General features: G+C 66.7%; 16 protein-coding genes. 3 read left to right on the top strand and 13 right to left on the bottom strand.

The features are described 5' to 3' along the window. Positions 1-40: 40 nt before the first annotated feature. Positions 41-646 (top strand): trimeric intracellular cation channel family protein, encoded by a 606-nt coding sequence (locus AC3XQU_RS15815; RefSeq protein WP_489875116.1) that lies wholly within the window; start codon positions 41-43, stop codon positions 644-646. 60 nt (positions 647-706) lie between these two features. On the opposite strand, the gene AC3XQU_RS15810 is transcribed toward AC3XQU_RS15815, so the two are convergent. Both AC3XQU_RS15810 and AC3XQU_RS15805 read right to left on the bottom strand, forming a co-directional pair. Further along, positions 707-1,045, bottom strand: coding sequence for a P-II family nitrogen regulator (locus AC3XQU_RS15810; RefSeq protein ID WP_489875115.1), 339 nt, complete (start codon positions 1,043-1,045; stop codon positions 707-709). 14 nt (positions 1,046-1,059) lie between these two features. Then, positions 1,060-3,108: an NAD(+) synthase gene (locus AC3XQU_RS15805; protein WP_489875114.1), complete on the bottom strand. Its 2,049-nt coding sequence runs from the start codon at positions 3,106-3,108 to the stop codon at positions 1,060-1,062. A gap of 96 nt (positions 3,109-3,204) precedes the next feature. On the opposite strand from AC3XQU_RS15805, the gene AC3XQU_RS15800 reads away from it, so the two are divergent. Both AC3XQU_RS15800 and AC3XQU_RS15795 read left to right on the top strand, forming a co-directional pair. Further along, entirely contained in the window at positions 3,205-4,353 is a 1,149-nt protein-coding gene (locus AC3XQU_RS15800; RefSeq protein WP_489875113.1) for a GNAT family N-acetyltransferase, read from the top strand. 88 nt (positions 4,354-4,441) lie between these two features. After that, complete coding sequence (locus tag AC3XQU_RS15795) at positions 4,442-4,828, top strand: hypothetical protein (RefSeq protein ID WP_489875112.1); 387 nt, start codon at positions 4,442-4,444, stop codon at positions 4,826-4,828. Here the strand turns inward: AC3XQU_RS15795 and AC3XQU_RS15790 are convergent. The 11 genes from AC3XQU_RS15790 to AC3XQU_RS15740 all read right to left on the bottom strand — a co-directional run bounded on the left by AC3XQU_RS15790 (position 4,825) and on the right by AC3XQU_RS15740 (position 14,704). Beyond that, a complete protein-coding gene (locus tag AC3XQU_RS15790) occupies positions 4,825-5,334 on the bottom strand; it encodes a GNAT family N-acetyltransferase (RefSeq protein WP_489875111.1) in 510 nt (169 codons plus the stop codon). The two genes, AC3XQU_RS15795 and AC3XQU_RS15790, sit on opposite strands and share 4 nt — an antisense overlap. 127 nt (positions 5,335-5,461) lie before the next feature. After that, positions 5,462-5,602, bottom strand: coding sequence for a hypothetical protein (locus AC3XQU_RS15785; protein ID WP_489875110.1), 141 nt, complete (start codon positions 5,600-5,602; stop codon positions 5,462-5,464). Positions 5,603-5,748: 146 nt separating this feature from the next. Then, a complete protein-coding gene (locus AC3XQU_RS15780) occupies positions 5,749-6,678 on the bottom strand; it encodes an ACP S-malonyltransferase (RefSeq protein ID WP_489875109.1) in 930 nt (309 codons plus the stop codon). Next, positions 6,675-7,580 carry a triphosphoribosyl-dephospho-CoA synthase MdcB gene (gene mdcB / locus AC3XQU_RS15775; protein ID WP_489875138.1) on the bottom strand — a complete coding sequence of 302 codons (906 nt, stop codon included), beginning with the start codon at positions 7,578-7,580 and terminating at the stop codon, positions 6,675-6,677. The genes AC3XQU_RS15780 and mdcB overlap by 4 nt, the downstream gene beginning before the upstream one ends. Before the next feature lie 134 nt (positions 7,581-7,714). After that, positions 7,715-8,395 carry a malonate decarboxylase holo-[acyl-carrier-protein] synthase gene (gene mdcG / locus AC3XQU_RS15770; RefSeq protein ID WP_489875108.1) on the bottom strand — a complete coding sequence of 227 codons (681 nt, stop codon included), beginning with the start codon at positions 8,393-8,395 and terminating at the stop codon, positions 7,715-7,717. Beyond that, entirely contained in the window at positions 8,379-9,095 is a 717-nt protein-coding gene (locus AC3XQU_RS15765) for a biotin-independent malonate decarboxylase subunit gamma (RefSeq protein WP_489875107.1), read from the bottom strand. Before AC3XQU_RS15765 ends, mdcG begins: the two co-directional genes overlap by 17 nt. Next, positions 9,095-10,024: a biotin-independent malonate decarboxylase subunit beta gene (locus AC3XQU_RS15760; RefSeq protein WP_489875106.1), complete on the bottom strand. Its 930-nt coding sequence runs from the start codon at positions 10,022-10,024 to the stop codon at positions 9,095-9,097. The genes AC3XQU_RS15765 and AC3XQU_RS15760 overlap by 1 nt, the downstream gene beginning before the upstream one ends. After that, entirely contained in the window at positions 10,021-10,335 is a 315-nt protein-coding gene (mdcC, locus tag AC3XQU_RS15755) for a malonate decarboxylase acyl carrier protein (protein ID WP_489875105.1), read from the bottom strand. Before mdcC ends, AC3XQU_RS15760 begins: the two co-directional genes overlap by 4 nt. Positions 10,336-10,345: 10 nt before the next feature. Continuing rightward, entirely contained in the window at positions 10,346-12,013 is a 1,668-nt protein-coding gene (gene mdcA / locus AC3XQU_RS15750) for a malonate decarboxylase subunit alpha (protein WP_489875104.1), read from the bottom strand. Positions 12,014-12,061: 48 nt separating this feature from the next. Next, positions 12,062-13,555 (bottom strand): SLC13 family permease, encoded by a 1,494-nt coding sequence (locus AC3XQU_RS15745; RefSeq protein WP_489875103.1) that lies wholly within the window; start codon positions 13,553-13,555, stop codon positions 12,062-12,064. Between the two features lie 234 nt (positions 13,556-13,789). Then, complete coding sequence (locus AC3XQU_RS15740; RefSeq protein WP_489875102.1) at positions 13,790-14,704, bottom strand: LysR family transcriptional regulator; 915 nt, start codon at positions 14,702-14,704, stop codon at positions 13,790-13,792. Between the last annotated feature and the right edge of the window lie 37 nt (positions 14,705-14,741).

Below are 14,741 nucleotides of genomic sequence, written 5' to 3'. Positions count from 1 at the left end.
GCATGGTAGTCTAATAAAAGTTCCCGCTAACCCTTTGCGCATGACCCTCATCAAGTTTATTGAAATCATGGCGATCCTGGTCGGCGCCTTTTCCGGTTTCATCGAAGCCCGGCGCAAGCGCATGGACCTGGTCGGGGTCTTCACGGTGGCCTTCATCACCGCTTTCGGCGGCGGCACCCTGCGCGACATCCTGCTGGACAAGCGCCCCCTGTTCTGGGTCACGCACCAGGAATACGCGATCCTGATCTTCGTGCTGGCCCTGGTCGCCTCGCCCCTGATCCGCACCCTGCGCCAGATGGTGTCGGAGCGCCTGATCGTGATTGCCGATGCGGTCGGCCTGGGGCTGTTCTCGATCGCCGGGGTGTCGGCGGCGCTGGACGCCAACATGCCGATCTTCATCGCCTCGATGATGGGGGTGATCACGGGGATCTTCGGCGGGGTCCTGCGCGACATCGTCTGCAACGAGGTGCCGATGGTCTTCCGCGACGGCAAACCCTACGCGATCTGCGCTTTTCTCGGCAATTGGCTGTTCCTGGTGATGGGGAACTACGGCGTCGAGCACGATTTCGCGCTGTGGTCGAGCGCGCTGTTCATCAGCGGGCTGCGCCTGATTACCTGGAAGTTCGACCTGCGGATGGGGCGCTAGCCACGGCCGGGCGCAGTCCGCAAGCACCGCCTGCGTTACAGCACGACGCCCCTGGCAGCCTCATACCGCGTCGGCGCCGGTCTCGCCGGTACGAATCCGGATCACCTGCTCGACGTTCTGCACGAAGATCTTGCCGTCGCCGATCTTGCCGGTGCGGGCGGCCTTGATGATGGCGTCGACCACGCCGTCGACCATCGCATCGTCGACCACCACTTCGATCTTCACCTTCGGCAGGAAGTCGACCACGTATTCGGCCCCGCGGTAGAGCTCGGTATGGCCCTTCTGGCGGCCGAAGCCCTTGACTTCGGTTACGGTCAGGCCGGTGACGTTGACCTCGGCCAGCGCCTCGCGCACTTCGTCGAGCTTGAAGGGTTTGATCACGCAGGTAATCTGTTTCATGGTTTTTCCTTGTTTTAGTCGGGGATATTCTTGAGGTCATCCATCCAGACGGTGGCTTCGGAGTCGGACGGGGCGCGCCAGTCGCCGCGCGGCGACAGCGAGCCGCCATTGCCCACCTTCGGCCCGTTCGGCACGCACGAGCGCTTGAACTGGCTGGTCTTGAAGAAGCGCCACAGGAAGATGCCCAGGTTCTTCTTGATCTCGGCCAGCGCGTACTGGTTGCGCGCCAATGACGCGCTGGGCCACCTGCCCTGCTCCCGGTCATGCCAGGCACTCCACGACAGGAAGGCGACCTTGCTCGGCTTGAAGCCGAAGCGCAGGATGTAGTACAGGTTGAAGTCCTGCAGCTCGTAGGGGCCGATGACGTCCTGGGTCGACTGGGCCGGCTTGGCGTCGTTGGCGCCGCCCGGCACCAGCTCGGGGCTGATCTCGGTATCGAGGATCTTGAGCAGCACCTCGGCGCCGTCCTGCACCACGGCGCCGGTCTCGGCGACCCAGCGCACCAGGTAGGAGATCAGGGTCTTGGGCACGCTGGCGTTGACGTTGTAGTGCGACATGTGGTCGCCCACGCCATAGGTGCACCAGCCCAGCGCCAGCTCGGACAAATCACCCGTGCCGATCACGATCGCGTTGTGGAAGTTCGCCAGCCGGAACAGGTGGTTGGTGCGCTCGCCCGCCTGCACGTTCTCGAACGTGATGTCGTAGTCCGCCTTGCCTTCGCTGTAGGGGTGGCCAAGGTCCTTGAGCATCTGGATGCAGCTTGGACGGATGTCGATCAGCTGGGCGCTGCAGCCGACCACGGCCATCAGGTCGTTGGCCTGCTTCAGGGTGCGTTCGCTGGTGGCGAAGCCCGGCATGGTATAGGCCAGGATGTTCGTGCGCGGCAGCCCGAGGCGGTCCATGGCGCGGGCGCAGACCAGCAGCGCGTGGGTTGAATCCAGGCCACCGGACACGCCGATGACCACCTTCTTGATGCCGCTCGAGGACAGGCGCTGACTAAGGGCCTGGACCTGGATGTTGTACACCTCGGTACAGCGCTCGTCGCGGCGCGCCTGGTCGGCCGGCACGTAGGGGAAGCGTTCGACGGTGCGCGCCAGCGGCATGTCCTGCTGCAGCGGCAGCTCGAGCGTGAACTGCACGAGGCGGAACTTGGCTACTTCCCCGGCATGGCGGCGTACCGACTGCGCGAACGTGGTGGCGTGCATGCGCTCGTTCGACAGGCGGTCGAGGTCGACGTCGGCGAAGATCACGTGCGAGTCGTCGGAGAAGCGTTCCGACTCGGCCAGCAGATCGCCCTTCTCGTAGATGAGCGACTGGCCGTCCCAGGCCATGTCGGTGGTCGACTCGCCCCTGCCGGCCGACGTGTAGAGATAGGCCGCCAGGCAGCGCGCGGACTGCTGGCTCACCAATTGGTGGCGATAGCCGCTCTTGCCCACCACGACGTTCGAGGCCGACAGGTTGACCAGCACCGTGGCGCCGGCCATCGCGGCGAACGAGGACGGCGGGATCGGCACCCAGACGTCCTCGCAGATCTCGACGTGGAAGCGGAACAAGGGCAGGTTCTCGACCTCGAACAGCAGCGCCGGGCCGAAGGGCACGGTCGCGCCGAACAGGTCGATCTGGTCGACGGCGGCACAATCGGCCGCACTGAACTGCCGGGATTCGTAAAACTCGCCATAATTAGGCAGGAAACTCTTGGGCACCACACCGAGCACGCGGCCGCCGGCCACGACCACCGCGCAATTGAAGAGCTGGTGATTCACCTTCAAGGGCAGGCCGACGACCAGCGCCAGCGGCAGCGCCTTCGAGGCGTCGATGACCTTGGCCAGGCCGTCGAGGCAGGCGTCGAGCAGCGCGCGCTGGTGGAACAAATCGTCGCAGCTGTAGGCGGACAGCCCGAGTTCGGGAAAGGCCACCAGCACGGCGCCCTGGTCCGCGGCCTGGCGCGCGAGCGTCAGGGTCTGCTCGACGTTGAAGGCCGGGTCGGCGATGCGGCAGCGCGGGATGGCCACGGCGACGCGGGCAAAGTGGTGCGTATAGAGGTTGAAGAATCGCTGGGTCATGGTGGGGTCTTTCGCGTGCCGGCAGGCAGGGAGCTGCTTGCTGCGCGCTGCCTGCCGGGTCGCAATCTATCCATTCGTTTTGCTACGGAAGTCATTTTGAATTATCGCACGCATATCGTTTCTTCTCTGTCCGAGCTGGGGCAGTCCCAATGGGACGCGCTGGTGGCCGCGCAGGACAATGCCAACCCTTTCCTGTCGTATGCCTTCCTGCATGCGCTGCATGCGTCAGGCAGTGCGGCGCCGGAAACCGGTTGGCAGCCGCAGTACCTCGCGCTGTTCGACGGCGAGAAGCTGGCGGCGGCCCTGCCCCTGTATGTCAAGGACCACTCCTACGGCGAATACGTGTTCGACTGGGCCTGGGCCGACGCCTATCACCGGAACGGGCTGGATTACTATCCGAAGCTTCTGTCCGCGATCCCGTTCACGCCGGTGGCCGGGCCGCGCCTGCTGGCGGTGGACGACGCCGCGCGCGCGGCGCTGATCGAGGTGCTGGTGGCGACCCAGCGCGCGACCGAAGTCTCTTCTACTCACATCCTGTTCCCGCCCGAGCAGCATGCGCGCCAGTTGCAGGAAGCAGGTTTCCTGCTGCGCAGCGGCGTGCAGTTCCACTGGCTGAACCAGGGCTATGCGAGCTTCGACGACTTCCTGGCTACGCTCGAGAAAAAGAAGCGCAAGAACATCCGCGCAGAACGGCGCAAGGTGCGCGAGGCCGGCGTGACCATGCGCCGGGTGCGCGGGCGCGACGCGCAGGACGCCGACTGGGTGCTGTTCAACCGCTGCTACCGGCATACCTACCAGGCGCACCACTCGACGCCTTATCTGAACCTGGATTTTTTCCGGCGTATCGGCGACACCATGCCGGACAATATCCTGCTCGTGATCGCCGAGCGCGACGGGGTCGATATCGCCGCTTCGCTGGTCATTCACAACCAGACCACGCTGTTCGGGCGTTACTGGGGCGAGCTGGAACACGTGCCCTGCCTGCATTTCGAGGCGGCCTATTACCAGCCGCTCGAGTTCTGCATCGAGCAAGGGATCCAGGCCTTCGAGGGCGGCGCCCAGGGCGAGCACAAGATGGCGCGCGGCTTCCTGCCGACGCGCACCTGGTCGGCGCACTGGCTGGCGCATCCATCGTTTGCGAATGCGATCCAGAACTTCCTGGAGCGGGAAAGCGGCGGGATCGACGACTACATGGATGAACTGAACGAGCGTAATCCGTTCCGGCCCGCTTCAAGCGGCGCGTGAGAAGCGATGCATATCCGGAGGGTAGCCCCATGCTATCGTGCGGCCCGATGCACAGCTTCTCCCGATTCACTGCCTGCCCTGGGTCGACATGAACCAACTTCTGTTTTTCCTCTTCCTTAGCTTTGTTGCCTGGCGCATCTGGCGAACCGTCCGGTCCGTTTTTGGTGACAGCACGCCAAGCATCATGCCCCGAGTGGACGAGGAGTTTCGCCAGTTGGTCGTGGCCAGCGAGCAGCCCGAATGCTGCTTCGACGGCCGCACCGCGCAGATCGTCAAGGAAGAAGAGGAAGGGGTGTCGGACGAAAATGGTGCATACACCCTTTTGCGCGTGTTCCGCTACGCACGCAACGCCCACGGCGAATATTTTTACTTTATCTCCGATGGCAGCGGGAAGCCCTTCTTCAAGCACATTTCGCACGAAAATGCCAAAATCGTCCTGAAGAAAAAATATACTCCCCCACCGTCTGCTCGCTAGCGGGCCAGCAGCTCCAGCGCCGCCGGCAACTGGTACGCGGGCAGGACGTAGCGTCCGTAGGGGACGCCGCGGATCGGATCGAGGTCGCGGTCGCGGATGAACCCGAGGCTGGTGTAGAGGCGCAGGGCCGAAGCCATGATGGGACTGGTATGCAGGCCGATTACCGGCGCGCCGTCGCGGAGGGCGCAGCGCAGGCAGGCCGCCACCAGCATTGCCCCGATGCCCTGGCCGCGATGGCTCGGATCGACCACCAGCATGCGGATCACCGACCAGTCATTCGGGAAGGTCGCACTGCGGGGCCGACCAGGACCGACGTGCACGATCGCACCGACGATGTGACCGTCCAGTTCCGCTACCAACAGGTCGGCCTGGGCGGCGAGGTCCGCCATCCCCTTGATGCCCTCGCTGAAGGCGACCCAGTCATCGTAGGCGTGTTCGTACTGGGCGAAGGCCGCGAGCGCGACGCGGTTGACGGCTTCGCGGTCGGAGGGCTGGTAGCTGCGCATGGCAATGTTCATCGCTCGAGTATAAAGCGCTTCGAGCCTGGACGAAAAAAGGGCCGGATGCGTTGGTGCGGACCCGGCCCTTCTCGATCTGCTGCCTGCGCCCCAGGGCTGGCGGCATGCTACTGCTTTACTTCCAGCCGCCTGCGTTGGCGCGGAACTCGACGTGGAAAGGCTTGGCAAGTTCAGCTTGCTTGCGCAGGACGTTCAGGGCGCGGCCATTGGCTGCGGCCACCAGCACGCCGATGGCCTTGTTCAGGAAATTCTTCATGTGCGACTCCTTGTTTGCCTCGCCGAAAACAGCACGGCGGACGGTGGTGATGCGATCGCGACTGCGATGCGATACCACCGTTATATAGGCGAGTCAGCCCATTTTCCAATTCCCATTTGCGATATCGGACATCAGCTTTGTGAATGTTATTCGAATTGCTTCCCCAGCCAGGAGCATATGCCGCCCAGCGAGCGGAATTCGGTAACGGAGCGGCATGCGATATCCGGATGGCGCGCCTGCAACATGCGCGACAGCGCGGCGCCCGGCCCCAGCTCGAGCGCAACCGTCACGGCCGCTTCGACGCAGGCGTCCATGCAGTCCTTCCAGCGGATCGGTTCGGCCAGCTGGCGCGCCAGGTGGTCCACCGCCCGGCCGGCGTCCTGGAGCGGCTCGGCCGAGATGCCCGACAGGACCGGAAAGGCCGGCGCCGACCAGCGCTGGGCCAGCAGGAGCGCCGAGAACGGGGCTGCCGCGGCCTGCATCAAGGGCGTATGGGAGGCGACTTCGACCGGCAGCACGGTGCCGCGGCCGCCAAGCGCAGCGGCAGCTTCACACAAGGCGTCGCGCGCTTCGGCGGGGCCGCCGGCCACCAGCGTGTCTTCGCCGGTCACGATCGCGGCGTGAAAACCGAAGCGCCGCAGCAGCGCGTCGACGCTGCCATCCGGCATGGCCGACAGCGCAACCATGCCCTGGGGCGCCCCAACGGCCATGCAGGCATCCATCAATTGCGCGCGCTCGTGCGCCAGCTTGACGGCATCGAGCGGATCGAGGGCGCCTGCCACGGCCCAGGCAGCCAGTTCGCCGATGCTGTAGCCGGCGACCAGCGCCGGTTGCGGCAAGGACGGTTCCAGTGCAGTCCACATGGCGAGCGTCGCGGCCACGATCGATGGCTGGGCCACGCGGTTGTTGAACGCTTCCCGGCCATCGAGGGTGGCGCGCAGCGGCTCGCCCAGTGCCGGGTCGTCGAAGCATCGGTCGAGCAGGCGGCTGGCCGCCGGATCGGTGCGCGCCATGTCGAACATGGCCGGGTGCTGGGCGCCCTGGCCCGGACACAGGATCGCGAGCCGGCCGCTCATGCGGACGCAGGTCCCGCGCACACGGCATGCAGCAGGCAGGCGGCGCCCAACAAATCGGCCGCGCCGCCGGGCGACAGGCGTGCGGCCACAAAACTGTGGTGGCAGCTCAGCGCGTGCGCCTCCCAGTCCGGCGCGGCGGTGCCGCCGCGCGCAACGAAGGCGCGCGCCTGGCGCCGCACCGTTCTCGCGCCTTCGATGCCGCCGCGGTGATAGACGTTGGTGTCGCTGATGTGGGCCATCAGGGCGAATAGTGCATCGACGCGCGCCAGGCGCATGCAGCGGCGCTCGCGCAGGGTGCGCAGCAAGGCCGGCAACCCTACCTTGAACACCGAAGGGAAGCCGCATGCGCCCTCTTCGCGCGCGCCGCTGGCGGCATAGCGCTGCGAGGCTTGGACGCCATGCGATGGCGTGTCGGTGCCGGTGCCAGTGCCGGCGCCGGTATCGCCGCTGTGGGCGCCGAGGGCCTGGCCCCAGCTCGCCAGCAGAGCGCCCTGGATGGCCGCCGGCGCCAAGGCCGTGCCGGTCGCATGGCAGCGGCCGATGGCCGCGCACAGCATGCCCAGGCAGAAGATCGCGCCGCGGTGGGTATTAATGCCCTGCGTGGCGCGCAGCATGCGTGCCTCGGCCTCGATGCCCAGGCGCTTGAGCACGTGAAACGGCGCATCCTGCATGCCGGCCCTGGTGATATGCAAAAAGTAGCGGCGCAGCGCAAACATGCTGCGCATGAAGGTGGCGGCCGTCATGTCCTCGTGGCTGCCGTTGTCGACCAGCGAGACCAGCCCGGGCTTGGGATACAGCGCCAGCTCGGCATACAGGCTGCGCACGGCCAGGCGCGCGACCTGCTGGCAAACAGCGCGAGCATGGACGCCAGCCGATGCCGGCGGCAGGCCCGGCGCCGGCATCGGCAAGTCGCCCGGCGCCAAGGGCTTGAGGATCGGGCGGCCGAGGTTCGGGAGTACGATGGACACGACACTGCGCGCAGTTGCAGGTGCAGGTGCGGGTGCGGGTGCCGAGCTGATCGGGCGCGATGCTTTGCTCAATTGATCCATGCCTGCTCCTCCAGCGTCGCCAGCAGTTCGTCTGGCGCCACCAGCGCGACCCGCTCCAGAGCTTTCGCCAGCACGCGCGTGCCCGGCGCGCTGGCCGATGCCGCACGCAGCTCTTTCCAGGCCACGGCACGCCCGTCGGGAAAGACGATTTCTCCGTCCAGCGGCAAGCTGGCCGCATAGTGCGCGAGCAGGTCCAGGCCCTGCGCCAGTTGCGCGCGGTTCAGGGGCCGCAGCAGCAGGTCGATGTCCGAGGTGGGCGTGACATAGGCCTGGCCGGTGAGCGCTTCCAGCGCCACGGAACCATAGACGGCCAGGCCTAGGCCGGCGTCGGCGGCCTCGCGCTCGAGCGCGGCGAGGGTAACGCGCCAGAGGGGCGGCACGGCATCGAGGGCGCCGACCAGGGCCAGGGCGCGGGTACGGCGCTGGACGTCGGCCAGTTCCACCCGGCAGCCGACCCGCAGCTTGCCGCTGCCGTCCGCACGGGGCGGCATGGCAAAGCCGATCGCCACCTCGCCCGGCGCCAGCGGGTCTTCCGCCCGCCGTACGACGGCCGGCCAGCCGGCATCGCGCCAGGCGCCGAGGGCGCCAACCGAGGCAGCCGGGGCGCCGGCCAGCGCCCGCTCCCAGCCGCGGCTGGTGAGCCAGACCAGGTCATGCCGGGCGAACATCGCCGCCCGTCCTGACCGCCTGCGCGACCGGCTGCGCCAGCATGCGCCCGCCGCGCGCGTGGCCCAGGGCCATGCGTTCGTCCTCCAGAGCGCATTCGCGCAACGCGCGCGCCAGCTGGCCGGCAAGGTCGGTCTCCCAGATGCCGTGCAGGCCGCCCATGCGCAGGTAGTTCTCGGGGCCGGGCGCGAACACCGGGTTGTCCTTGGCCAGTTCGGTCAAGCGTTCTTCCGGCACCTTGGTGATGCGCGCCATCGCCGGCAGGCCCATCACGCGGATGGTTGCCTGCGGCAGCGCGAAGCAGGCGCTGGCGATCAGGCCGCTCGTGATGAAGCCGCCGGACAGGGCCTGGTCGTACACCAGGCCAATGACCGTATGCCCCTTGCGCCGGGCCAGGTCGATGCATTTGCCCAAATGTGCCATGTAACTGTTGATGCCCAACATTTCGTCGCGGTGGCGCAGGCGCTGGCCCTGGGTGTCGACCAGGATCAGGATCGGTCGGCCGGGACTGGCTTGCACGGTCTTGAGGATGGCCTGGGCCTGGGCCAGGGCGATCTCGATGCCGATCGGGACGTGGCCGGTGGTGCCGATCACGTCGACCGTTTGGTCGTCGACCTGTCCGCTGCCCGACAGGAAGTTGTCGCGCTCGTCGATATCGAAGCCGCCGGGGAATAATTGTCTTGCCAAAGTCTGCCAGTCCATCATTGTTCTCCCTTGCTTGGCGCCTGCGGCGGCAGGCGGTAATCAAGACGGTGCTGCGCGGCCAGCAGCAGGAAAGCGTCGGCGTCGAGCATCGGCACGCTCGCCGGATCGGGCACGCCGAGCTCCTTCCACACGTCCATCGGCTCGACCAGGCCTTCGGTGTCGATCAGGCGCCGGGCCAGCATGGCTTGTTCGGCCAGCAGGTCGTCCAGCGTCAGCTGCGCGCCGCCGGCGCGCACCTCGGCGATCGCCTGCAGCGCGGCGGCGCGGAAGGCCGCCGTATCGTCCGGCACCAGCACCTGGCAGTCGCCCAGCAGGTAGCGATGCTTGCCGCCGGTGGTGCGCCAGACAAGGGCGCGGTCGCGCGAGTCGAACTCTTCGACGCCGTTGGCCGTTTCGATGACCTCGGGGCCGGACATGGCCAGCCTCCCTTCTTCCGACATGACGACGGTATTGGCGCAGCGCGCCGAGATGCCCATGCCGCCGAAACAGCCGTTCGAGCCGCCGATGACGGCGACCACGGGAATGCCGGCCTCGCGCGCATCGAGCATGGCGCGCATGACTTCGGACACGGCGATCAGGCCGGCATTGGCTTCGTGCAGGCGCACCCCGCCCGACTCCAGCAATAGCAGCACCGCATGCGCGTTCTCATCGACGGCGCGGCGCAGCATGCCCACCAGCTTGGCGCCGTGCACTTCGCCGACTGCGCCGCCCATGAAGCCGCCCTCCTGGGCCGCCCCGAACACGAGCTGTCCACCCAATAAACCTCGCCCGACCACCATGCCGTCGTCGAACGAGACGGGCGCATCGAGCTGGGCCAGGTGCGGGCTGATGACGCGGCTGCTTGGCGGCAGGAATTCCTCGAAACTGCCGGGATCGAAGATGGCCGGGATGCGCTGGCGCGCGGTCAGTTCCATATAGCTGCTCATGGCACGCCTCCGGTGAGGGATTCGACCGCCTGGTCCAGCCGCAGGCTGACCACGGCCGGCGTGGCGCCCATGTCGTTGATGCAGATGCGCGCGTCGGCCAGGCCCCAGCGCGCGTGGAAGTCGGCCATGACGGCCTGCCAGGTGGCGCCGAAGCCCATGGCGGCGGTGCGCACTTCGATCTCGCAGGCGCCTTGCAAGGGCGCCGGCTCGATCAGCACCTCGAGGTTGCCCGAGCCGACCACGCCGACCAGCTGCGGCATGCCGGCCAGCGAACGGGTGCCCTGCTCGAATCGGAATTGTAGCGTTTCCATATCAAGGTCCTTACCAGTTCCTGAAGCGCTTGGGCGGTTCGTACAGGCCGCCCGATGCGCGCACCAGGCCTTTCATGTTCTTGGCGGCCAGCAGGTCGCGGGTGGCCAGGCGCTTGTCGATGCCGAGGTCTTCGGCGCGCTGGATGATGCCGCGGTCGCGCAGGTTCTCCACCATGCGCTTGTCGCGACCCATGCCCACGGGAGTGTAGCCGGCCACGCCGCGGATGGCCTGCTCGCGTTCCTCATCGGTGCGGCACAGCAGCAGGTTGGCGATGCCCTCTTCGGTGAGGATGTGGGTGACGTCGTCGCCATAGATCATTACCGGGGGAATCGCCATGCCGGTCTGCTCGGCCAGCTGCCAGGCGTCGAGGCGCTCGACAAAGGCGGGGGCCATGTGCTCGCGGAAGGTTTCGACCATCTGCACCACCAGCTTCTGCCCGCGCGGGATGGTGTTGCGCCCTGCCCGCGCCTGCTGGCCGGCTTTCAGCCAGGCGCTGCTGGGATGGCGCCGGCCGCGCGCATCCGCGCCCATGTTGGGCGCGCCGCCGAAGCCCGAGATGCGGCCCAGGGTGGCGGTCGAGGAATTGCCTTGTAAATCGATCTGCAGGGTCGAGCCGATGAACATGTCGCAGGCGTAGTGCCCGGCCGCCTGCGAAAACGCGCGGTTGCTGCGCATCGAGCCGTCCGGGCCGACGAAAAAGACGTCGGGCCGTGCGCGGATGTAGTTTTCCATGCCCAGCTCGGAGCCGAAGGAATGCACCGACTCCACGAAGCCCGCTTCGATTGCGGGAATCAATGCCGGATGCGGGTTCAGGGCCCAGTGGCGGGCGATCTTGCCCTTCAGGCCGAGGTCCATTGCATAGGTGGGCAGCAGCAGTTCGATCGCCGCGGTATCGAAGCCGATGCCGTGGTTCAGGCGCTCGACCTGGTATTCGGCATAGATGCCCTTGATCGCCATCATCGCCATGAGCACCTGGATCTCGGAGATCTGGGCCGGATCGCGCGTGAACAAGGGCTCGATGTAGTAAGGCGTGGGCGACTGCACCACGTACTCGACCCAGCCGGAGGGAATATCGACCCGCGGCAGCTGGTCGACGATCTTGTTCACCTGCGCGATCACGATGCCGCTTTTAAACGCGGTGGCTTCGACGATGGCCGGGGTGTCCTCGGTATTCGGGCCGGTGTAGAGGTTGCCCTCGCGGTCGGCCATCTCGGCCGCCACCAGCGCCACGCGCGGGGTCAGGTCGACGAAATAGCGGGCGAACAGTTCCAGGTAGGTGTGGATCGCGCCGATGTTGAGCTTGCCGGAACCGGCCAGCTTGGCCAGGCGCGCGGCCTGCGGTCCCGAGAACGAGAAGTCCAGGCGCGAGCCGATGCCCTTTTCGAACACGTCGAGGTGCTCGGGCAGCGACAGCACCGACAGCAGCATGTGCAGGTTGTTGATACGGCCCGGATCGAGCCGCGTGAGCGCCTTGCCGAGGAAGTCGGCCTGCTTCTGGTTGTTGCCTTCCAGGCAGACGCGGTCGCCCGGCTCGAGCACCTGGTGCAGCAGCTCGACGATGTGCGAGGACGCGACGATCTTGCCGTCCAGCGCATCGCCCAGCGCCGCCCGGGCCCGTCCCAGGCGGTCGCTGCGGTTGCTTTGCTGGCTGGTCCAGCGGCCTTCAGCATGGTTCATGGTGTTTCCCGAAAAGTGATGGCGCCAGGTTGCCGGGGTGCCCGACGATCAGAACACCACGAACAGCAGCCAGACGACGACCGGCGCGACCAGCGTCACGATACCGCCATAAATCATCAGCTGGCGCAGGAAGACGTCGCGGTCGACGTGCTGGGCACTGGCCAGTACCAGGGCGCCATTGGTCGAGAACGGGCTGACGTCGACGATGGTGGAGGCTACCGCCATGGCGGCGATGAAGCCGATCGGGTCGACCCCGGTGCCCGAGGCCAAGAAAGGCACGGCCAGAGGGATGAGCGAGCCGAGCACCGCGGTCGACGAGGCAAAGGCCGAGACGATGGCGCCCACGAACAGCAGCAGCAGCGCCACGGTCAGGGGCGAAGTCAGGCTGGCGACGCTGTCGCCGACCCAGGTGATGGTGCCCATCTTCTGCATCACGCCGACATAGGTGGACACGCCGACGATCAGCATGATCTCGGGCCAGGACACCTGGCCGATGGCGCGTTTTTGCACCTGCGGCGACAGGATCGAGATCAGCAGGCCGATCGAGATGGCCACGAAGCCGATGTCGAGCTTGTACATCAGGGTCAGCACGGCCAGCGCGACCAGGCCCACCACCGTGACGATCTGGTGGAAGGTCGGGCCTTCGGCGGCCGCGGCGCCGCTGGCCCTGGCGCCCGCGGCCATGCTGCTACCCATCGCGCCGCCCAGGGTACCGGTAGCAGCGCCCCCTGCCGCCGCGCCCATGGCGCCGCCCGCGCCGCCCATGCTGCTCCCCATCGCGCCGACCGCCTTGCCAGACCCCTGCTGGGTGAGTTTTTCTTCGCTTGCCGCTTCGCTCTCGGCGTCGCCGTAGATCTGCGGTCCCTGCGCGGCCACCGCCACATTGGTGCCGAAGGGCCCGCCCGGCAGGCCCAGGCCCGATTTGGGCACCTGCTGCTTCATCAGCTTCAGGCCGCCGAAGGCGAAGAACAGCAGCACCGACACGGCCAGGTTCACGCCCAGGCTGGTGAAGGCCGTGGTCAAGGGGGAAATCGGCAGGCCGGCTTCGAGCACCACCTTGTTGGTGATGCCGCCGTAGATGCTGATCGGCGAGAAGCCGCCGCCCTGGGCGCCGTGGATGACCATCAGGCCCATCATGAGCGGGTTGATGTTGTACTTGGCGGCGAATCCGAGCGCGATCGGGGCGATGATCGCCACCGCCGCCGGGCTGACCGCGCCCACCGAGGTGAGCAGCGCGGTGATGGCGAACATCACCCACGGGATAGCCGCGATGCGCCCGCCCACCGCACGCACGGCCAGCCGCACTAGCCAGTCGATGGTGCCGTTGTTCTGGGCCTGGGCGAACAGGAAGGTGATGCCGACCAGGGTCAGGAAGAGTTCGGCCGGGAAACCGGCCATGATGGCCTTGGTTTGCATGCCGGCGACGACCGTGCCGACCAGGAAGGCCCCGACAAAGGCGATGACGCCCATGTTGATGGGCAGCGCGGTGGCCAGCACGAACATCAGGGCCAGCACGCAGATTGCAATCATGTGAGAGGACACGGCAGTGCTCCTTCAACGCGCGGATGCCGGCGCCAACCGTCTCCGCTGGTGATACGTCTCCAAAGCATCCCCGGCTCCACTCGCCACCGAACAGGCTGGCGAAGGTCGGGCATGCACTTTTGTTATGCTATTTTGTGAGGTAAAGGTAGCGTCGAATGCTGCCGCGATCAATTAGGCTCGGGGCTTGACGTTTACTTTCAGCGGAACTATTCGGGCCAAACCTGATACATCTACTTAGGCAGACTCGTGCTTGAGCATGCGGCAGACCGCGGCAAGGGCCAGCAGATTGGGGTCGCGCTCGCGCACCCGCAGGAAGCTCAGCCCGATGGTCTGGCGCATCCGGTAGTCGTGCTTGAGCGGGATGAGCTGGACCTTGTCGCCGAAGGCATGGCGCACCCGCCCCGGCAGCAGGGTGTAGCCGATCCCCGCCCCCACCAGGTTCATCAGCGAAAAGATGTCGCCCACCCGGGTCACGATGGTGGGCGCGAAGCCGGCGATGCGGAAGGCTTCCTGGAAGCCGCTGAAGGTGACGAAGCCGTCGCGCAGGCAGACGAACTTCTCGGCCGCGCAGTCGCGCAGGTCGACTTCGTCCAGGCCGGCATAGGGCGAGCCCGCGGGCGCGGCAAAGAACACCTCGTCCTCGAACAGCGCAATCGATTCGACGTCCGGATCGAGCTCGGGCAGCGCCATCAGGGCGGCGTCGACCGCGTTCTGCCTGAGCTTGTGCAGCAGCTCGTCGTTCGAGCCCAGCACCAGCTCGGTCTCGAGTTCGGGTTTGCGCAGCTTGATGCCGATGAGGACCTTGGGGATGACGCCGGTGGTGAGCGAATACAGCGAGCCGATCTTGAGGTGGTCGGCCGAATAGCCGGCCGCCGAGCGGGTCGCGGCGATGCCGTCGGCCATCAAGCGGATCACGTCGCGGCTGACGTCGGCCAGCACCTGCGCGGCTTCGTTCGGGATCAGGTTGCGGCCCTGCAGGCTGAACAGCTGGCAGCTCATCGCGTCTTCCAGCGAATGCAGGGCCCGGTGCACGCTCACCGCGCTGATGTCGAGCAGGCGCGCCGCGGCGTTCAGGTTGCCGCCTTCCATATAGGCCAGCAGGACCTCGAGTTTGCGGAAGGTGATGTCGTCGCTGATCCGGCTGCGCATGGATGTCCTCGGAATGAAGTCGGGTAAGGAGGCAGGC

This window comes from Telluria sp. AZSoR62 (genome assembly GCF_058111565.1).
Note: the sequence above shows the minus strand (reverse complement) of the source record. Positions and strands in the feature narration are given on the sequence as shown.